We start from the raw sequence: 19,381 nt of genomic DNA, 5'->3' as shown, positions 1-19,381 counted from the left end.
CGCGCGGCCCGCGACGCCGCCCACCGCCGGACCCCGCCCCGTCGCCCCGGCCCCCGCCCCGGCCCCCACCCCGCGGCCCGCGGAGCGCCCGACCGCGGTCGTCCCGGCCCGCACCACCGCGGTGCCCCGTCCCGACGCCCCGGCGGTGAGCACCCCCACCAGCACCGTCGCGACCAGCACCGTCGCGACCAGCACCACGGCCACCAACACGACGAAGGTCACCAGCACCCCGAAGGCCACCACCGCCTCGACCACCAAGCGCCCCGCCGCCCGCCGGTCCGACCCGGACGAGATCGCCGCGCGCGCGACGACGACGCACCTCGGTGCCGCCGCGCTGCGCCGGAAGCGCGCCGAGGTCGAGGCCCCGGCCCTGCTGGCCGAGAGCAGCGGGCAGCCCGTCTTCGCCGACCGCACCGGCCGCCGCGCCCGGCGCTGGCGCACCGCGGCGATCGCCGCCACGGCGATCTGCGCCTCCTACGTCGGGGTCGTGGCCGTGGGCGCCGTCGCCGGGCCGGTCGGGCCGACGGCAGCGCCGACGCTGCTGCCCCCGCCGGCGCCGCCGCCCGCGGCGGTCCCCGCCGCGACCCCGCCCACCGTCGACGCCCGCACCATCGCCGAGGTCGACCCGACCACCACGCGCCGCGCCACGCGGACCACGACGACCCGCGCCACGCCGCGCTCCACGACCGCGCGGGTGCCGCGCACCACCCCGCGCGTCGCGGCGCCCGCCGTCCCGGTCGCGCCGGAGGCGGCGCAGCCGCTCGCCGACCCGGCGCCCCGTGTCCAGCCGCAGCCCCAGGCCGAGCAGGCCGACGCCGGCGCCGACGACGCCGGGGACACCTGAGCCCGTCCCGCCGACCCCCGCGTCGGCCGTCCCTGCGCGCCGTCCTGCTGGCCACCGTGGTGACGGTGCTGGTCACCGGCCCGGTCGTCACCGGCGAGACGCCCGCCCCGCACCCGGCGGTCAGCGAGGTCGCGGCGGCCGGCGACGTCACCGACGTCGGCCGGGTCCCCGGCGCCGCCCCGCGGGCGGGTGTCGCGGCGCCGGACGGGCCGCTGCCGACCGTCGGCGTCACCCCGTACGTCGACCTCACCACGCCACCGCTGCCGACCATCACCGACATGGCCGACGCGACCGGCCAGGCCGACGTCGTGCTCGCGTTCGTGCTCGCCGGAGCGGGCGACACGTGCGCCCCGACGTGGGGCGGCACGACACCGTTGCGCGACCCGGCCATCGCCGCGCGCGTCGCGGGGCTGCGGGCGCGGGGCGGCACGGTGACGGTGTCGTCGGGCGGCGCGATCGGCGACTACCTGGAGAAGGCCTGCTCCGACGCGCCCTCGCTGGCGCGCGCCTACGCGACCGCGCTCGACGCCGTCGGCACCGACCACCTCGACGTCGACGTCGAGACCGACCGGGGCCGCACCGTCTCGCCGACGCGGATCGCGCAGGCGCTCGCGATCCTGCAGCGCGAGCGCGGCACGCGGGTGACGCTCACCGTGCAGGTCGACGGCGTCACCGACGGCCTCAGCGACGACGCGCAGACACTGGTCCGGGCGGCCACGACGGCGGGTGTCGCGGCGCGCGTGAACCTCATGGTCATGAACTTCTCCTACGAGGGCTCGTGGGCCGACGCCATGATCGGCGCCGCCCGCACCTCGGAGGGCCAGCTCGAGGCGATGTGGCCGGGCAGCGACCCCGTCGAGGTCCGCCGCCGCACGGCCGTGACGTTCATGCTCGGGCGCAACGACATGGACATGACCACGACGCCCGAGGACGCGCGGGCCGTCGTCGACGACGCGCGGGCCAGCGGGTACGGGGCCGTCGGTTTCTGGGCCCTCGCGCGGGACAACGGCTCGTGCCCCGGCACCGAGACCGAGACCGACGACTGCAGCGGCATCGACCAGGCGCCCTGGGCCTTCACCCGCATCGCCCGCGGCTTCACCGCCCCCGCCTGACGCCCTCCCGCCGGTCGCCGCGGATGGTTGCGACCTCCCGGGAAGTGCGTACAGTTCCATCCCATCGCGGGTTGGAACTGCTTCCGAGCTGCGGCGAGATCGGAACTGAGCACACCTTGCACCGGCGCAGGAGGAGTGGCGATGGCGGGACGGATGACGGGCAAGGTCGCGCTGGTCTCGGGCGCGGCGCGCGGGCAGGGACGCCAGCACGCCGTGCGCCTCGCCGAGGAGGGGGCCGACGTCGTCGCGTTCGACGTCGCGGGCCCGGTGCCCGCCCAGGGCGCCCCGGCCGCGACACCCGAGGACCTCGCCGAGACCGTCAAGCTGGTGGAGGCCCACGACCGCCGGATCGTCGCCGTCGAGGCCGACGTGCGGGACCCGGACGCCGTGGCCGGCGTCGTCGAGCGCGGTGTCGCCGAGCTCGGCGGGCTCGACGTCGTCGTGGCCAACGCGGGCATCCAGGGCAACCCCGGGCCCGCGGCGGAGACGGCACCGGCCGACTGGGCCGCGGTCATCGACACGAACCTCACCGGCGTCTTCCACACGGTCCGTCCCGCAATTCCCCACCTGATCGCCCGCGGCGGCGGGTCGATCGTCATCACCAGCTCGTCGATCGCGCTGCGGTCGGTGCCGAACCTCGCCCCCTACGGCGCGGCGAAGGCCGGGCTGACCGGGCTGATGCGGACCCTGGCGCTCGAGCTGGCCGAGCACTCCATCCGCGTCAACACGATCAACCCGACCACGGTGGGCACCCCGATGCTGCTCAACCCGGTCAACTGGGGCCTCTTCCGCCCCGACCTGGAGGCGCCGACCGAGGAGGACGTCGTCCCGGTGTACCGGACCCTCAACGCCCTCCCCGTCGCCTACCTCGAGCCCGACGACATCTCGAACGCCGTGCTGTTCCTCGCCTCGGACGAGGGCCGCTACGTCACCGGCGTCGCGCTGCCCGTCGACGCCGGGTTCGCGGCCAAGTGACCGGTCACTGCCCGGTGGTCAGCACCATCCGGAACCGGGCGTCGTTCGCCATCATCCGGTCGTAGGCCTCGCCGGCCCGCTCGAGCGGCATCGTCTCGATCATCGGGCGGACGTCGGTGAGCCGGGCGAAGCGCAGGGTGTCCTCGGAGTCGGTCGAGGTGCCCGACGCGTGTCCCGCGATGCTCGCCACCGGGCCGATCAGGCTCATCGCGTCGACCTGCAGCGGCGTCTCGGCGGCCCCGACGACGAGCAGCTGCCCGCGGCGGTCCAGCCCCGGGAGGAGCCCCGAGATGGCCTCGCCCCTGGTCGCGGTCGCGAGGACGACCGCCGCGCCGCCCATCTCGGCGAGCGCCTGGCCCGGGTCGCCGGCCTCGCTGTCGATGTAGGCGTGGGCGCCGAGCTCGCGGGCGAGGTCCTCCTTCTCGCGGCCGCGGGACACGGCGACGACCTCGAAGCCCATGCGGGCGGCGAACTGGATGCCGAGGTGGCCGAGGCCGCCCACGCCCTGCACGGCGACGCGGTCGCCCGGTCGGGCCGGGCTGGAGCGCAGCGCGTGGTAGGTCGTGACGCCGGCGCACATCAGGGGCGCCGCCTCCTCGGCCGACAGCTCGTCGGGCACGTGGGCCAGCGCGTCGGCGGGCACGACGACGGCGTCGGCGTAGCCGCCGTCGAACGTCACGCCGGGGATGCGCCCGTTCTCGCACGTGATGAAGTCCCCGCGGCGGCAGGGGCCGCAGTGGTGGCAGGCGCCGCCGAACCAGCCGACGCCGACACGATCGCCGGTGTCCCAGCCGCCCAGTACGTCGGGGCCGACCTCGTCGACCAGCCCGACGATCTCGTGGCCCGGGACGATGGGGAACGGCGTCGCCGGCATGACGCCTTCCTTGGCGAACATGTCGCTGTGGCAGACCCCGCAGGCCTGGACCCGGACGCGGACCTCGCCGCGGCCGGGGGTCGGCAGGTCGCGGTCGACCAGTTCGAAGTCGCCCCCGGCCCGGGGGACCTGGACGGCGCGCATGGTGGGCACGGTGCGTGCTCCTCGATCTTTCGACGATCAACTGTCGTCGGGTGCGTACCCCGTTCACCGGCGATCGTCGTGCCACACCACCGGGTAGTGTCCGGGGCCACGCGGTCGGGACGGGCGGGGAGGTGCGGCGTGACCACGCAGGCCGACACTCCGAGCCTCCCCGACGCCGGTGACCGACCGCTGGTCGTGCTCGTCGACGCGCCCTCGAACGTCGAGCGCCGGCTGGTCGACCGCTGGCTCGCCGCCGCCCGCAACGGCGCCTCGACGGGCGGGCGGGGCCTGGAGGTGCTCCCCGCCGAGGGGCAGCAGCTCGCGGGCCGCCTGACCCGCGGCGACAACCCGCTGCTCGTGCCCGTGCGGGTCGTCTGGTCCGCCGACCCGGAGCCCGACCGCACGCTCGCCCGCCTCGCGGACGTCCTCACCCGCGGGTGGGCCCTGCGGGCGCGCGCCCGGGCGGCCCGCCGCACGCCGCCGCAGCACCGCGTGGTCGTCGGGCGCCCGGCGACGGTCCGCGAGCTGATGCGCCGCCACCGCCAGGAGCGCGAGTGGTCGGGCAACGCCGACTTCGTGCGCTTCGTCGCGCGCCAGGCCAAGCTCGCCCTCGACCGCGCCGAGCGCACCCTGACCGGCAACCGCTTCAAGGTGCCGCGCGAGGTCGCCGGGCAGATCGTGGGCTCGGCGCACTTCGGCCGGGAGCTCCGGCGGCTGGCCGCCGAGACCGGCCGCCCCGAGGACGAGGTGGCCGACGAGGCCGCCGCCGACCTCGAGAGCATCGTCGCGTCGCTGGACCCCAGCGCGGTCGACCTGTTCTCCGGCGTGCTGCGCCCGATGCACGACAAGGCGTGGACGGTGCACGCCGACACCGCCGGTCTCGCCCCGCTGCGCGAGCTCAACGCCGAGCACGCCCTGGTCTTCCTGCCCTCGCACCGCAGCTACACCGACCCGTTCGTGCTCGCCGACGTGCTGCGCAGCAACGACTTCCCGCGCAACCACGTGCTGGGCGGCGACAACCTGCGCATCCTCGGCCTGGAGGCCCTCGCCCGGCGCAGCGGCATCATCTTCATCCGCCGCAGCTTCGGCGGGGACCCGGTCTACAAGTCGGTGGTGCGCGAGTACTTCTCGTGGCTCGTCGCGAAGCGCTTCAACCTCGAGTGGTACATGGAGGGCGGTCGCACCCGCACCGGCAAGCTGCGTCCGCCGAAGTACGGGCTGCTCGCCGACGTGGCCAGCGCCGTGGAGACGCGTCGCACCGAGGACGTCTACCTCGTCCCGGTGTCGATCATCCACGACCAGCTGCAGGAGGTGCACCAGATGGCGGCCGAGCAGACCGGGGCCGCCAAGACGCCGGAGGGCCTGCGCTGGCTGATGGGCTACGCCCGGGCGCAGCGCCGGCCGGTCGGCGGGGTGCACGTGAGCTTCGGCGAGCCCCTGTCGCTGCGGGGCGCTCTCTCGGCCGCCAACGACCCCGCCCTCGACGTCCGGCCCGAGTCGCGCAGCGACGACGAGGACATCGCCGTCGAGGACTCCGCGGCCCGGCGCCTGGCGCTGCAGAAGACGGCGTTCGAGGTCTTCGTGCGGATCAACCGCGTGACGCCGGTGACGCCGATCGCGCTCGCCGCGCTGGCCCTGCTCGGCGTGCGCGACCGCGCGCTGACGCTCTCGCAGGTCCGGCGCGTGGTCGAGCCGGTGCTCGACTACGTCGACGCCCGCGGCCTGCCGCACACCGGCATCGCTGCGCTGCGCACCAACGGCGGCGTCGCCGACGCGCTGCTCTCGCTGCGGCGGGAGAAGGTGGTCAGCGCCTACACCGAGGGCTCCGAGCCGGTGTTCTCGATCGAGCCCGGCCACCACATCGTCGCGGCGTTCTACCGCAACTCCGCGATCCACCACTTCGTCACCCGCGCGATCGTCGAGCTCGCGATCCTCGAGGTCGGTGACGCCACCGGCCGCGCGGCGCTGGCCACGGGCTTCCAGGCGGCGCTCGACCTGCGCGACCTGCTGAAGTACGAGTTCTTCTTCCCCGACAAGGAGACGTTCCGCGACGAGCTGATCTCCGAGCTCACCCTCATCGACCCGGACTGGCGCTCCGCCGACGGCGACACGGCCCGCACCCGCAAGATGCTGCGCCAGAGCCGGTTCCTCTGCGCGCACCGCGTGCTGCGCTCGTTCGTCGACGCGCAGTGGGTGGTGGCCGAGCGCCTCGCGCAGCACGACCCCGCGACGCCGGTCGACGAGGACGAGCTGCTGGAGCGCTGCGCGGCCGTCGGGCAGCAGCTGCTGCTGCAGGGCAAGCTGCACGGGCCCGAGTCGCTGTCGCGCGAGCTCTTCGCGTCGGCGCTGCGCCTCGCCTCCAACCGCGGTCTGCTCGCCCCCGACTCCGCCGCCCGGGAGGGTGAGCCCGACCTCGCGACGCGGCGGCGTGCGTTCGCCGCGGAGGTCCGCGGGGTAGTGGAACGGGTCGTGGCCATCGACGAGACCGACGCGACCAACCGACAGGAGTCCGCGGGTGTCCGACCTTGAGACGTTCGACGACCTCATGGAGGCCGTCGAGCACGCGCCGGACGGGCCCGAGGTCGGTGCGTTCTTCGACTTCGACGGCACGGTGATCGCCGGCTACTCCGTGACGGCCTTCATGCGCCACCACGTCAAGAACCTCGACCTGCACCCGCGCACCACCCTGGAGACGCTCGCGAGCGGCTGGCAGGGGCTGAACGGCGAGGAGGACTTCCGGAAGTTCCTCGGGATCACGCTGCGCACCTGGGCCGGGCGCACGCCCGAGGAGCTCGAGAAGATCGGCAACCGGCTCTTCCGCGACGAGATCGGGCCGAGTGTCTACCCGGAGGCGTGGCGGCTGGTCCACGCCCACCTGGAGAAGGGCCACACCGTCGTGCTGGCCAGCTCGGCCACCCGGTTCCAGGTGGAGCCGGCGGCCAAGGCCCTCGGCGTCGAGCACACGATCTACACCGCGGTGGAGGTCGGCGAGGACGGGACGCTCACCGGCCGGCCCGACGGGCGCTCACCGTACGGCGAGGGCAAGGCGGCGGCGGTCAAGGAGTTCGCCGCGGCCCACGACGTCGACCTCGACGCGAGCTTCGCCTACTCCAACGGCGGCGAGGACGTGCCGTTCCTCGCGACCGTCGCCCACCCGCGCGCGGTGAACCCGTCCGCGGGGCTGCGCCGCGCCGCCGCCGAGCGCGGCTGGCCGGCGCTCGACTTCACCGGCCGCCCCTGGACGACGCCGGTGGAGATCGCCCGCACCGCGGCGACGTTCGTCGGGATGATGGGCGGCTTCGCCACCGGGCTCGGGCTGGGCCTGCTCGGCGGGTCCCGGCGTGCCGGGCTCAACCTGGGCATCGGCCTGGGCGGCGACCTCTCGCTGATGGCGTCGGGCGTCGCGCTGGACGTGCACGGCGCCCGGCACATCTGGGAGGCCCAGCCGGCGGTCTTCCTGTTCAACCACCAGAGCCAGCTCGACGTGCTGGTGCTCGGCGGCCTGCTGCGCGGCAACTTCGCGCCGGTGGCGAAGAAGGAGCTGGCCAACGACCCGCTGTTCGGCGGGCTGATGCGCCTGCTCGAGACGGCGTTCATCGACCGCGCCGACAACGCCCAGGCCCGCAAGGCCCTCGAGCCGGCGGTCGAGCGCCTCCGCGCGGGCACGTCGATCGTCATCGCGCCCGAGGGCACCCGCTCCCCCACCCCGACGCCCGGGACGTTCAAGAAGGGCGCCTTCCACCTCGCCATGCAGGCCGGGGTGCCGATCGTCCCGCTGGTGTTCCGCAACACCGGCGAGCTGATGAGTCGCAACGCGATGATCATCCACCCGGGCACGGTCCAGGTCGCGGTGCTGCCGCCGATCGACGTGTCCGACTGGACGCGCGAGGACCTCGACGAGCGTGTCGAGGAGGTCCGCCAGCTCTACATCCGGACGCTGGCGCACTGGCCCGGCGAGGACGGATGACCTCGGCCCGCGCCCACGGGCCTCGGGCACCGTGGGCGCGGGCGTGTGTCACACGAGTGCCGGTTCGGCCGCGCGGGTCAGCCTGGCCATCACGTCCCGGGCCGTGACGACCTCCTCGACGTAGCCCTGCTTGAGGGTCTCCACCGTGATGCGGTGCATGACGTCCGCTGGCGTCCCGTCGATACCGGGGAAGGTGCAGTTGAGGTCGTCGACGAAGAGGACCCGGTAGTCCCGGTTGAAGGCGTCGCTCGACGTGCAGAAGCAGCAGAAGTTCGTGGCCATCCCGGTGACGATGATCGTGTTGCGACCGAGGAAGGGCGGGTTCCGCAGGTACGTGTCGAGGCGCGTGCCGTAGAACGGGCTGTACTTGCTCTTCGGGATGTAGATCTCGTGGTCGCTGTAGGCGGCTGGACGGAGCGCGTCGACCACGTCGACCGTCGGGCTGCCCTCCTGGCACGACACCCGCTCGCGGATCTGCCACCAGTGGTCCTCGTAGAGGGAATTGTTCATCCCCTGCGACGCCGAGTGCACGATCGGGATGCGCTGTTCACGCGCGAAGGTGAGCAACGAGGCGAGTCCCTCGTACATCGACCGTCCCTCGTCGATCACGAACTCCTCCCCGGGGTCCAGGAAGTCCTTGATCATGTCGACGACGAAGACGATGCTGTCGTCCACCAGTTCCTTGCCCTCGAGAGCCGCCACCATTCCTCCGATCCACAGGCCGTCCCGCGTCCACCGCCGCAGGCTCGACCCGACGGTAGGGAGGCCCCGCACCGGTCGGATATCGGTCTGCTGACCGATACTCGACCGCAGATCGGTCAGGTGACCGATGGCGCTGCCCTCCCCATGCCACCAGCGCCTCGCTAGCATCGCTGGTCAGGCGGCATCCGGAGGTGGGCGTGGACGAGCGCACCCAGAGCGGCCCGCGTGCGGTCCAGCGCCGCGTCGAGTCCTTCCTCGACACCCTGCACCGACAGGTCCCGTACTCCGCAGCGCTGGTCACGACGCACGATCCGGTGCGCGGACGGCAGGTCGAGGTCGCGAGTCGAGGTTACGGCCGCGAGGTCGTGACGTATGTCGTCGACGAATTCCTCCCCAGGGATCCGAGTTTCCGACTGGTCGCCTCGCGTCCGTCGGACATTCTCCACTGGGACACGCTCCCGGGATTCCGCCGCAGCCCCGTAGCGGCCGGATACCTGATCCCGTCAGGGTTCCGTCAGGGTTCGTCGATGGTGCTCGACGACGCTCGCGGACAGCCGTTCGGCAGCCTGCACGTGAGTCTGGACGAGGGCCTGGTCACGCCGGCCACGCTCGGGGCACTCGCCATGGCACGTCGCACCGTGATCCCCCTGGCGGCCGCCGACCGCCGTCGACGGGGGACGACCCTCTCCGCGAGGGAGCTGGAGGTCCTCCACCACCTGTGCGATGGGCTGAGCAACACCGAGATCGCGGCCGCGCTCTGGGTCAGCCGCCGGACGGTGGCCACCCATGTCGAGCACATCCTGCGCAAGCTGCGCACCACGAACCGCGTCCAGGCCGCGGTCCGAGCCGTCGCCCTCGGGCTGGTCGAGCCGGCAGGCGACGACGCATCATGAGTCGGGGAGCGCGCTGGGTCCCCGGACGACCGGCGCGCGCTGCTCCCCGCGGGCGCGCCGGGCGCCGGGCGACGACGACTGATCGCCCGCCATCTCGCCCGGGCGTGACGCGGCCTCGGTGAACGCGGCCCACGTCGCGAGGAGCACGAGCGGTCCGAGCAGCGTCGCGGTGATGTAGCCCGTCGACGCCCGGTCGGACCACAACGAGGGCAGCGAGTGCGGGACCAGCAGCAACGCGACGAGGAACGCCCCGAGCAGGCGGGTGCGCGCCGTCGCGAGCAGGACGATCACTCCCGGGTAGAGCACGACCAGGTAGCCGCGCCACGCCAGGGGTGACGCGAGCAGCGAGGCGGCGACGAGGGCCCACAGCCCGAGCTCGTGACGCCCGGCCCGCACCACCGTGACGGTCAGCAGCGCCACCACGACGACGCCGGCGATCCAGCCGAGCCCCGGCGCGTCGACCAGCGGCGGGATCTCCCGGCCGGGAGTGACCAGACGGATGCCGGTCGTTAGCAACGAGGCGTTGTCGACGTCGTGGGCGGGGTAGCCGCCGAGCGCCACACGCACGTAGCGCAGCGTCTGCGCCGGCCCGACGAGCGCCGCCCCGGCCAGCGTGGCCGCCGCGGTCGTCACGAGCGCGGCGACGAGCTCGCGCCGCCGGCCACGCACCAGCGGCCACAGCAGGACGGGCGCCAGCACCGGCTTGCAGGCCACGACGATGCCGAGCGCGATCCCGGCGCCCCGCTGGTGGTCGGCGCGGTCGAGCACCCACGCGGTGGCGAGGCCGGCGGCGAGCAGCGCGTAGACCTGGCCCTGCCCGAGCGTGGCGGCCAGGGCCGGTGTGGCCAGCAGCGCGACCACGCCGGCCACCGCCCCGCCGGTGCGGGAGTGCACCGCCACGGCCGTCCACACGAGGGCGGCGACCAGCACGACCAGGGAGACCGCGACGAACACCCGGTAGGCCACGACCGCGGGCGCCCCCGCGATCGGGGACAGGAGGACGACCGCGATCGGCGGCGAGAAGTTGGGCTGCCCCGGCGGGTAGATCGCCGTCCCCCGCCAGAAGGCGACGGCCGACCGGTAGAAGATGCCGAAGTCGTAGAGGGTGCCGTTGGCCCGCCCGATCGCGCCGACGTACTGGACGCCGCGGACCGCCGTCAGGAACGCCGTCAGGCCGAGCGCGCACGCGGCGACGGCGGCGAGCGCCACACGTCCGGCGGTGATCCTCGCGGCCACGGTCTCCTCCCCCCTCCTGCCTCTCAGCGTCCCCGGAACACCGGCGCCCGCTTCTCCTCCCGCGCTCGCCGACCCTCGGCGAGGTCCTCGCTCGCCCAGCAGGCGTCGAACGCCGCGGCGACCTCGGCGGGCACCGGGGCGTCCTCGAGGAGGCGGGCGACGGCGAGCTTGTTGTAGGCGAGCGTGAGCGGCGCGAGGGCCGCGATCTCGGTCGCCCAGGCCAGCGCCGTGTCCCGGTCGCCGACGCGGTCCACGAGGCCGGCGTCCCGGGCCGCGTCGTGGTCGAGGCGCTCGCAGGCCAGGAGCATCCGCCGCGCCGGCCCGCCGCCCGCCACCAGCGCCAGCCGCCGCACCGTCCAGGGGTCGACGGCCAGCCCGAGGGCGGCGGTCGGCAGGCCGAAGACGCCCTGGGTGTCGACGACGCGCAGGTCGGCGGCCAGGGCGAGCTGCGTGCCGGCGCCGATCGCGGGCCCGTGCACGGCGGCGACGACGGGCACCGGGATCTCGGTGAGCCGGTGGAGCATCCCGTACAGGGCGGCGAGGAAGTCCGGGTCGCCGACGGTGTCGAGGTCGGCTCCGGAGCAGAACGCGGTGCCCTCGCCGGACAGCAGCAGCACGCGCGCCCCGTCGGCGACGGCCCCGTCGACGGCCGCGTGCAGGTCACGGCAGTGGACCGTGTCGAGCGCGTTGCGCCGCTCCGTGCGGTCGATCCGGATCTCGTGCACGTGGGCGTCGTGGCGCCGGGTCCCGATCACGGGGCGATCATCCCCGCCCGCGGACGTCCCTCGCGACCACACCCCAGAGTCCGCTGCGGGTCTCGTCGGCACCCGGAACGGGTCCGGTCGGGGCCCAGGCGACCGCGCACGCCCAGCCCGGGCCGGTGAGCTCGCGTCCCTCGAGCCAGGACGCCATGTCCGCGGGATCGCGCAGGTGCGGCGCGTAGCTCCAGCCACCGTGGTTGAACGTCGCCCAGGTGTGGATGTCGGGGCGTCCCGTCCCGGTCAGGTGCGAGACGGCGAGCCGGCTGCCGGGGGCGAGGCCGTCGAGGTATGCGGGGACCGCCGCGGCCGCGCGGGCGTCCGACACGTAGTGCAGGACGCCCACGGCGAGCACCCCGACCGGCCGGTCGAGGTCGAGCACCGAGCGCACCTCCGGCGACGCCAGGACACGCGCCGGGTCGCCGGCGTCCGCGTGCAGCACCGCGACGCCGTCGTCGTCGGCGACGAGGCGCCGGGCGTGCGCGACCGTGACGGCGTCCCAGTCGACGTAGACGACCTGCGCGCCGGGCTGCACCCGCCGCGCCCGCACGTGGACGTGGTCCACCGTCGGGATGCCCGACCCCAGCTCCAGGAACTGGTCGACCCCGAGGGCGGACCAGTGGTCGACGACGCTCGCCGAGAAGCGCCGGTGTCCCCGGCACAGCGCGCCCATCGCGGGCAGGATCTCGTCGACCTCGGCGGCGAACTCGCGGTCGACCTCGGTGTTCTCCGTCCCTCCGAGGTAGTGGTCGAACACGCGCGCCACGTTCGGCGGCGTCTCCTCCGGATCGATCTCGTCGGTCACGCGGCATCCCCCCGCCGGTCATCCTCACCCACGGGCCGCCGCCCACGCGGCGGGACGCTCCGGTTCGGGCAGGATCCAGGCATGACCTCGACGACCCGCCGACCCGACCCGGTGCCGGACATCCCCGCCTCCCTGTTCGTCGACCCCGCCGTCGAGGCTCGCTGGCGTGGCCGCTTCACCGCCGCCCGTGTCTCGGTACCCGACTGGGCCCGGGACGCCCCGCACCACAGCGTCTACTCGTCCAACGCCACCGGGACCTGGGAGATCTACGCCTGGGACCGCGAGAGCGACTCCCACCGTCGCGTCACCGACCGCCCGCAGGGCACCCGCGGCGGGGCCGCGAGCACCGACGGCACGGCGATCTGGTGGTTCGACGACACCGACGGCGACGAGTTCGGCGTCTGGGTCCGGGAGCCCTTCGACGGCGACGCCGACGCCGAGGCGGTGCCTGCCGTCGAGGGTGCGGCGCCCGGCTACCCGGCGGGGCTCGCGCTGGGCCGGCGCACGGTCGCGGTCGGCTGGTCCACCGACGACGGCTCGACGCTCGCCGTCAGCGACGACGGCCGCCCGGCCCGCGTCGTCTACACCCACACCGAGGACGCGGGCATCGGTGCGCTCTCGCGCGACGAGACCCTGCTCGCGATCTCCCACGCCGAGCACGGCGACTCGCGCCACCCCGCGATCCGGGTGCTGCGCCTGGCGGACGCCGAGACGGTGGGCGAGCGCCACGACGGGGACGGCAAGGGCCTCGACCCGATCGAGTTCGCGCCCGTCGAGGGCGACCAGCGCCTGCTCGTCGGCCACGAGCGCCGCGGCCGCGACGAGCTGCTGATCTGGGACCTGGCCACCGACACCGAGACCGAGCTGCCCATCGACCTGCCCGGCGACCTCTCGGGCGGCTTCTACCCGGACGCGTCGGCGCTGCTCGTCGCGCACACGCGGGCCGGGCGCACGACGCTGCACCGCTACGACCTCGCGAGCGGGGAGCTCGAGGACCTGCCGACGGCGGCCGGCTCGGTCGGCGGCGCGGAGGTCCGCCCCGACGGCACCGTCGAGTACGGCTGGTCGTCGGCGGCGTACCCGTCGTCCGTGCGGGCGCTGCGCCCCGACGGCACCGACACCGAGCTGCTCGTCCCACCCGGCGACCGCCCCGAGCCGTCGGTGGCGCTCGAGGACGCCTGGGTGGACGGCCCGGGCGGCGCGGTGCACGCGCTGTGGACCCGCCCGGCGGGCACGACGGGCCCGGTCCCGACGGTCTTCATGATCCACGGCGGACCGCAGGCGGCGGACGAGGACCGCTGGTCGCCGGTGCGCGCGGTCTGGGTCGACGCCGGCTTCGCCGTGGTGCACGTCAACTACCGCGGCTCGTCGGGCTACGGCTCGGCCTGGCGCGACGCGATCGAGGGACGCCCCGGCACCACGGAGCTCGAGGACGTCGCGGCCGTGCACGAGTGGGCCGTGACGACCGGGCTCGCCGACCCGGAGGCGTGCGTGCTCGAGGGCTGGTCGTGGGGCGGCTACCTCACCCTGCTGGGCCTGGGCCTCCAGCCGGAGCGCTGGGCCGTCGGCTGTGCCGGCGTGCCCGTGGCCGACTACCTCGCGGCGTACGAGGACGAGATGGAGCCCCTGCGCGCCTTCGACCGCTCGCTGTTCGGCGGCTCGCCCGAGGAGGTGCCGGACCGCTACACCGGGGCGTCCCCGCTCACGTACGTCGACGCCGTCCGCGCGCCGGTGCTGGTGCTGGCCGGGGAGAACGATCCGCGCTGCCCCATCCGCCAGATCGACAACTACCTCGAGGCGCTGGCCGAGCGCGGCCGCGAGTACGCGATGGTGCGCTACGACGCCGGCCACGGCTCGCTCGTCGTCGCCGAGACGCTGCAGCACACCGTCGCGGAGATCGCCTTCGCTCGCCGCGCCCTCGGCCTGCCCGTCCCGGCCTGACCCCCACCCCTGGACGAACGAACGGCGCTTCCGCTGCGACGGAAGCAGCGAAAGCGCCGTTCGTGTTCTCGGGTCGGCGGCGTTCGGCCGCGCCCCTTGCCCCGGACGGGCTCAGGCCGTCTTGGCCTGCCACATCCAGTGGGCCTCCTCGAGCTTCGCGGTCTGCGCGATGAGCAGGTCCTGGGTCACCGGGTCGGGCTCCTCGGTGGCCGCGATGCGCTCGCGCATGCGGGCGATCAGCGTCTCAAGGGCCTGCACGACCGCCTGGTTGACGTCCTCGACCTTGCGCCACCCCTCGTCGGTGGTGGGGAGGCCGCTGCTCTTGGCGACCGTCTCGGCGCGCCCGTCGGGCGAGACGCCGAGAGTGGCCGCGCGCTCCGCGACCTCGTCGGCGTAGCCGCGCGCGAGGTCGACCAGCTCGTCGAGGTGCAGGTGCGCCTCGCGGAAGGTGCTGCCGACGACGTTCCAGTGCCACTGCTTGGCGGTCAGGGACAGGTCGACGTAGTCGGCCAGGCTGTCCTGGAGGACCGCCCCGACGGTCTGCTGGGCGTCGTCGGAGAGCGGGCTGGTGATCGGCGTGGTGGCCATGGTGCTCCTCCTTCGCTCCGTATCTGGAACGGTTCCATTCTACGGGTGCCCGCCACACCCGTCGGCAAACACGACGCGGCCCGCCCCACCTCGGTGGGACGGGCCGCGTCGCGGGAGGGATCAGCTTTGCGAGAGCACCTTCTGCTCCTTGCCGGTGAGCTCGCGCACGCGCGCCTCGACGCGCTCGCCCATCGTCTGGTCGATCGACTTCCAGTAGTCGAACGCGCGGGCCAGGACGTCGTCACCGACGCCCTTCGACAGGTGGCCCGAAACGTTCTCGACGAACCGGTCGCGGGCCGCGTCGTCCCACACCTCGAGCATCATCGTGCGGGCCTGGCCCTCGTCCGAGTCCTCGGCGTGCGGCACGTAGGCCGCGCGCTGGATCTGGCCGTCGGAGTACCAGGTCGGCGGCTGGACCGTCTCGGTCGTCTGCGGGGCGCCCTTGGTGTTGGGCGCGTACACCGGGTCCTTCGCGTTCACGGTGCGCATGGCGCCGGCGACCGTGTACGGGTGGGCCTCGGTGCCCTGCGGCGAGTTGACCGGGATCTGCTTGTAGTTCACCCCGAGGCGGGCGCGGTGGGCGTCCGCGTAGGAGAACCCGCGGGCCAGCAGCATCTTGTCCGGCGAGAGCCCCAGCCCGGGCGGCTGGTTGTTCGGCTCGAACGCGACCTGCTCGATCTCCGTGTGGTAGTCCTCCGGGTTCCGGTTCAGCGTCAGCTTCCCGACCTCCTGCAGGGGGTAGTCGCTGTGCGGCCACACCTTGGTCAGGTCGAACGGGTTGAACCGGTAGGTCTTGGCGTCCTCGAAGGGCATGATCTGCACCTTCAGGGTCCAGCTCGGGAACTCCCCGCGCTCGATGGCCTCGTAGAGGTCGCGCTGGTGGTAGTCGGAGTCCTCACCGGCGATCCGGGTGGCCTCGTCCTCGGTCAGGCACTCGACGCCCTGGTCCGAGATGAAGTGGTACTTGACCCAGAACTCCTCGCCGGCGGCGTTGATCCACATGTAGGTGTGGCTCGAGTAGCCGTTCATGTGGCGCCAGTCCTTCGGGATCCCGCGGTCGCCCATGAGCCACGTGACCTGGTGCTTCGACTCGGGCGACAGGGTCCAGAAGTCCCACTGCATGTCGTGGTCGCGCAGGCCGTTGCGGGCCAGCCGCTTCTGCGACCGGATGAAGTTCTGGAACTTCATGGGGTCGCGGATGAAGAAGACCGGCGTGTTGTTGCCGACCATGTCCCAGTTGCCCTCGCGGGTCCACAGCTTCAGCGAGAAGCCGCGCGGGTCGCGCCAGGTGTCGGGGCTCCCGCGCTCGCCGGCGACGGTGGAGAACCGGATGATGCCCTCGGTGACCTCGCCGGGCTGGAAGACCGCGGCCTTCGTGTACGCCGAGACGTCCTGCGTGACCTCGAACCTCCCGAACGCGCCGCTGCCCTTGGCGTGCGGCTGGCGCTCCGGGATGCGCTCGCGGTTGAAGTTCGCCATCTGCTCGATCAGGTAGTGGTCCTGGAGCACCAGGGGGCCGTCGGTCCCGACCGTCGCGGAGAACTCGTGGCTCGGCGCCGGGATCCCGGCGTCGTCGGTGGCGTGGGTGTGGTGGGAGGTCACGGACTACCTCTCTTCGTGGACGCTCTCGTGCATCACGGTGGCGGGCACGATCGAGTCCCGCCGATCCGGAGGGCTACCCGTTCTCACGGCCCGGCAGGCCGGACAGGTGCCCCAGAAGACGACCTCGGCCTCGTCGATGTCGAAGCCGCCGTCGGCGGAGGGGTGCAGGCACGGTGCCTCGCCGACGACGCAGTCGACATCGGCGGTCGCCCCGCAGGACCGGCAGACCACGTGGTGGTGGTTGTCGCCGGTGCGCGTCTCATAGCGCGCGGCCGAGCCCGCGGGCTCGATGCGGCGGACCAGACCGGCGTCCACGCACGCGGCGAGGACGTCGTACACGGCCTGGGTGGACACCGACCCGAGCCGGCCGCGCACCGCGGCGGCCACGGCCTCGGCCGTGGAGTGCGGGTGCTCGCCCAGCACGCCCAGGACGGCCTGCCGCGGCGCGGTGACGCGCAGCCCGGCGGCACGCAGCCGACCGCGCGGGTCGGCCACGTGGTGACGCGGATCGGGCACCGGGACGACGCCGGGCGTGACGACGTCGCCCTGGTCGCCGGTCGGTGAAGTCATGATGACCTCACGGTGCCACCGAGACTGGAACGAGTCAAGAAAACGGGCCTCAGGCCCGGACGAGCTCCTCGGCGATCTCGTAGGTGTTCAGCGCCGCGCCCTTGCGCAGGTTGTCGCCGCACACGAAGAAGTCGAGGGTGTTCGGGAAGTCCAGCGCCTGGCGCACGCGGCCGACGTAGGTCGGGTCCTCGCCGACGACGTCGATCGGCGTCGGGAAGCGCTTCGACTCCGGGTCGTCGACCAGCACGATCGACGGCTGCGCAGCGAACACCTGGTGGGCTCCTGCCACGTCGACGTCGTTCGCGAAGGTCGCGTGCACGGCGATCGAGTGCGTCGTGACCACCGGCACGCGGACGCACGTCGCCGACACCCGCAGGTCCGGCAGCCCCAGGATCTTCCGCGACTCGTTGCGGACCTTGAGCTCCTCGGAGGTCCAGCCCCCGTCGCGCAGCGATCCCGCGAACGGCACGACGTTCATCGCCAGGGGGGCGTTGAAGGGCGAGTCGACCGGCAGCCCGGCGGCCGCGATCGCCTCGGCGACGTCGCCGCGGCGGTGCCCGACGCCCTTGCCCGCGACGGCGGAGATCTCCGCCTGCAGGCGGTCGATCCCTTCCTGGCCCGCGCCGGACGCCGCCTGGTAGCTGGCGACGACCAGCTCACGCAGCCCGAAGGCGCGGTGCAGGGCACCGAGCGCCGCCATCATCGACAACGTCGTGCAGTTCGGGTTGGAGACGATGCCCTTGGGCCGGGTGTGCGCCTGCTCGGCGTTGACCTCTGGCACCACCAGCGGGACCTCGGGGTCCATGCGGAACGCGCCGGAGTTGTCGACGGCGATGGCGCCGCGCGACACCGCGACCGGCGCCCACTCGGCACTGACCGCGTCCGGGACGTCGAACATGGCGATGTCGACGCCGTCGAACGCCTCGGGCGACAGCGCGACGACCTCGATCTCCTCCCCGCGCACCCGCAGCCGGCGGCCGGCCGAGCGGGGCGACGCGATGAGCCGGATCTCGCTCCACGGCACGCTCTCGCGCGCGTCGATGATGTCGATCATGACGGAGCCGACCGCACCGGTCGCCCCGACGATGGCGAGCGTCGTCACGTCAGCGCCCCGTTCCCGCGTGCACCACGGCCACCTCGTCGCCCCCGAGATCGAAGGCGGCGTGCAGCGCGCGGACCGCGTCGTCGAGCTGGGCCTCGCGCATGAGCGCGGAGATGCGGATCTCCGAGGTGTTCATCATCTCGATGTTCACGCCGGCCTGCGCCAGCGACTCGCAGAACGTCGCCGTGACGCCCGGGTGGCTGCGCATGCCCGCCCCCACCAGCGTCACCTTGCCGACGTGCTCGTCGTAGATGACGTCCTCGTGGCCGACCTCGTCCTGCACCGCGCGCAGGGCGTCGACCGCCCGCGGGCCGTCCTTGACGGGCAGCGTGAAGGTGACGTCGGTCTTGCCCGTCTTCAGGTGCGAGACGTTCTGCAGCACCATGTCGATGTTGACCTCGACGTCGGCGACAGCGCGGAAGATGCGCGCCGCGAAGCCGGGCTGGTCGGGCACGCCGACCACGGTCACCTTCGCCTCGGACCGGTCGTGCGCCACGCCGGTGAGGACCGCCTGTTCCACGCTGAGCTCCTCGATGGACCCGACGATCGTCGTGCCGGGCTTGTCGTTGTACGACGAGCGCACCCGCAGGGGCACGTTCTCGCGGCGCGCGTACTCGACCGCGCGCAGGTGCAGCACCTTGGCCCCGCACGCGGCCATCTCGAGCATCTCCTCGTAGGTGATGGTCTCGAGCAGCTTCGCGTCGGGGACGATGCGCGGGTCGGCCGAGTACACGCCGTCGACGTCGGTGTAGATCTCGCAGACGTCGGCCTTCATCGCGGCCGCCATGGCCACCGCGGTCGTGTCCGACCCGCCGCGGCCGAGCGTCGTGATCTCCTTCGAGTCCGCGCTGACGCCCTGGAACCCCGCGACGAGCGCGATGTGGTCCTCGGCGAGGGCGGCGTGGATGCGCCCGGGCGTGACGTCGACGATCCGGGCGTCGCCGTGCTTGCCCGTGGTGATCATGCCGGCCTGCGAGCCGGTGAACGACCGCGCCCGCCCGCCCTGGGCGTTGATCGCCATCGCCAGCAGCGCGTTGGAGATCCGCTCGCCCGAGGTCAGGAGCATGTCGAGCTCGCGCGGCGGCGGACTCGGGTGCACGGCGAGCGCGAGGTCGGTCAGCTCGTCGGTGGTGTCGCCCATCGCGGACGCGACCACGACGACGTCGTTGCCGTCCTTGCCGGTGCGCAGGATCCGCTCGGCCACCCGGCGGATCCGCTCCGCGTCCTGGACGGACGAGCCGCCGTACTTCTGGACGACGAGTGCCACC

The 19,381-nt window shown here is 73.8% G+C and carries 16 protein-coding genes and 1 pseudogene; 7 read left to right on the top strand and 10 right to left on the bottom strand.

Annotated elements, in window-relative coordinates:
• The 3 genes and pseudogenes from ABD994_RS22295 to ABD994_RS22285 form a co-directional block, all read left to right on the top strand.
• A pseudogene (locus ABD994_RS22295) lies at nucleotides 1-844 on the top strand (hypothetical protein); the annotation flags it as partial.
• Between the two features lie 65 nt (nucleotides 845-909).
• On the top strand, nucleotides 910-1,956 hold the full coding sequence (locus ABD994_RS22290) for a glycoside hydrolase family 18 protein (RefSeq protein ID WP_345420309.1): 1,047 nt from the start codon (nucleotides 910-912) through the stop codon (nucleotides 1,954-1,956).
• Nucleotides 1,957-2,097: 141 nt separating this feature from the next.
• Nucleotides 2,098-2,931, top strand: coding sequence for a mycofactocin-coupled SDR family oxidoreductase (locus ABD994_RS22285; RefSeq protein WP_345420306.1), 834 nt, complete (start codon nucleotides 2,098-2,100; stop codon nucleotides 2,929-2,931).
• A gap of 4 nt (nucleotides 2,932-2,935) precedes the next feature.
• Here the strand turns inward: ABD994_RS22285 and ABD994_RS22280 are convergent, their stop codons facing one another.
• A complete protein-coding gene (locus tag ABD994_RS22280) occupies nucleotides 2,936-3,949 on the bottom strand; it encodes an alcohol dehydrogenase (RefSeq protein ID WP_345420329.1) in 1,014 nt (337 codons plus the stop codon).
• A gap of 138 nt (nucleotides 3,950-4,087) precedes the next feature.
• Here ABD994_RS22280 and ABD994_RS22275 point away from each other — a divergent pair, with 138 nt between their 5' ends.
• The gene (locus ABD994_RS22275; RefSeq protein WP_345420303.1) at nucleotides 4,088-6,478 is read left to right on the top strand and encodes a glycerol-3-phosphate 1-O-acyltransferase; all 2,391 of its coding nucleotides are present in this window, start codon (nucleotides 4,088-4,090) and stop codon (nucleotides 6,476-6,478) included.
• On the top strand, nucleotides 6,465-7,916 hold the full coding sequence (locus ABD994_RS22270; RefSeq protein WP_345420300.1) for an HAD-IB family hydrolase: 1,452 nt from the start codon (nucleotides 6,465-6,467) through the stop codon (nucleotides 7,914-7,916). The genes ABD994_RS22275 and ABD994_RS22270 overlap by 14 nt, the downstream gene beginning before the upstream one ends.
• Nucleotides 7,917-7,964: 48 nt before the next feature.
• Here the strand turns inward: ABD994_RS22270 and ABD994_RS22265 are convergent, their stop codons facing one another.
• Nucleotides 7,965-8,618 (bottom strand): cysteine hydrolase family protein, encoded by a 654-nt coding sequence (locus ABD994_RS22265; protein ID WP_345420297.1) that lies wholly within the window; start codon nucleotides 8,616-8,618, stop codon nucleotides 7,965-7,967.
• A 197-nt stretch (nucleotides 8,619-8,815) separates the two neighbouring features.
• Between ABD994_RS22265 and ABD994_RS22260 the strand changes: the two genes are divergently transcribed.
• Entirely contained in the window at nucleotides 8,816-9,511 is a 696-nt protein-coding gene (locus ABD994_RS22260) for a helix-turn-helix transcriptional regulator (protein ID WP_345420294.1), read from the top strand.
• On the opposite strand, the gene ABD994_RS22255 is transcribed toward ABD994_RS22260, so the two are convergent.
• From ABD994_RS22255 to ABD994_RS22245, 3 genes are read right to left on the bottom strand one after another with little or no spacing between them, the layout of a single operon-like run.
• Nucleotides 9,506-10,747, bottom strand: a complete 1,242-nt coding sequence (locus ABD994_RS22255; protein ID WP_345420291.1) for a glycosyltransferase 87 family protein — start codon at nucleotides 10,745-10,747, stop codon at nucleotides 9,506-9,508. The genes ABD994_RS22260 and ABD994_RS22255 overlap by 6 nt on opposite strands.
• A gap of 23 nt (nucleotides 10,748-10,770) precedes the next feature.
• The gene (locus ABD994_RS22250; RefSeq protein ID WP_345420288.1) at nucleotides 10,771-11,502 is read right to left on the bottom strand and encodes an enoyl-CoA hydratase; all 732 of its coding nucleotides are present in this window, start codon (nucleotides 11,500-11,502) and stop codon (nucleotides 10,771-10,773) included.
• Nucleotides 11,503-11,509: 7 nt separating this feature from the next.
• Nucleotides 11,510-12,310: an SAM-dependent methyltransferase gene (locus ABD994_RS22245; RefSeq protein ID WP_345420285.1), complete on the bottom strand. Its 801-nt coding sequence runs from the start codon at nucleotides 12,308-12,310 to the stop codon at nucleotides 11,510-11,512.
• Between the two features lie 81 nt (nucleotides 12,311-12,391).
• On the opposite strand from ABD994_RS22245, the gene ABD994_RS22240 reads away from it, so the two are divergent.
• Entirely contained in the window at nucleotides 12,392-14,251 is a 1,860-nt protein-coding gene (locus ABD994_RS22240) for a S9 family peptidase (RefSeq protein WP_345420282.1), read from the top strand.
• Between the two features lie 111 nt (nucleotides 14,252-14,362).
• On the opposite strand, the gene ABD994_RS22235 is transcribed toward ABD994_RS22240, so the two are convergent.
• The 5 genes from ABD994_RS22235 to ABD994_RS22215 form a co-directional block, all read right to left on the bottom strand.
• Nucleotides 14,363-14,839, bottom strand: a complete 477-nt coding sequence (locus ABD994_RS22235) for a Dps family protein (protein ID WP_345420279.1) — start codon at nucleotides 14,837-14,839, stop codon at nucleotides 14,363-14,365.
• Nucleotides 14,840-14,959: 120 nt separating this feature from the next.
• Nucleotides 14,960-16,441, bottom strand: a complete 1,482-nt coding sequence (locus tag ABD994_RS22230; protein ID WP_345420276.1) for a catalase — start codon at nucleotides 16,439-16,441, stop codon at nucleotides 14,960-14,962.
• A gap of 3 nt (nucleotides 16,442-16,444) precedes the next feature.
• Nucleotides 16,445-16,936 (bottom strand): Fur family transcriptional regulator, encoded by a 492-nt coding sequence (locus tag ABD994_RS22225; protein WP_345420327.1) that lies wholly within the window; start codon nucleotides 16,934-16,936, stop codon nucleotides 16,445-16,447.
• Nucleotides 16,937-17,060: 124 nt separating this feature from the next.
• Nucleotides 17,061-18,113 (bottom strand): aspartate-semialdehyde dehydrogenase, encoded by a 1,053-nt coding sequence (locus tag ABD994_RS22220; protein ID WP_345420273.1) that lies wholly within the window; start codon nucleotides 18,111-18,113, stop codon nucleotides 17,061-17,063.
• A gap of 1 nt (nucleotide 18,114) precedes the next feature.
• Nucleotides 18,115-19,380 (bottom strand): aspartate kinase, encoded by a 1,266-nt coding sequence (locus ABD994_RS22215; RefSeq protein ID WP_345420270.1) that lies wholly within the window; start codon nucleotides 19,378-19,380, stop codon nucleotides 18,115-18,117.
• Nucleotide 19,381: the final 1 nt, after the last annotated feature.

The sequence above is a fragment of the Actinomycetospora chlora genome (assembly GCF_039542135.1).
Classification (GTDB): domain Bacteria; phylum Actinomycetota; class Actinomycetes; order Mycobacteriales; family Pseudonocardiaceae; genus Actinomycetospora; species Actinomycetospora chlora.
This window is presented reverse-complemented; position numbering and strand designations above follow the sequence as displayed.

Excerpts from the sequence above, each read along its gene's own strand:
- ABD994_RS22285 (WP_345420306.1), top strand. The coding sequence starts at position 2,098 with ATGGCGGGACGGATGACGGGCAAGGTCGCGCTGGTCTCGGGCGCGGCG.
- ABD994_RS22280 (WP_345420329.1), bottom strand. The coding sequence starts at position 3,949 with ATGCGCGCCGTCCAGGTCCCCCGGGCCGGGGGCGACTTCGAACTGGTC.
- ABD994_RS22240 (WP_345420282.1), top strand. The coding sequence starts at position 12,392 with ATGACCTCGACGACCCGCCGACCCGACCCGGTGCCGGACATCCCCGCC.
- ABD994_RS22235 (WP_345420279.1), bottom strand. The coding sequence starts at position 14,839 with ATGGCCACCACGCCGATCACCAGCCCGCTCTCCGACGACGCCCAGCAG.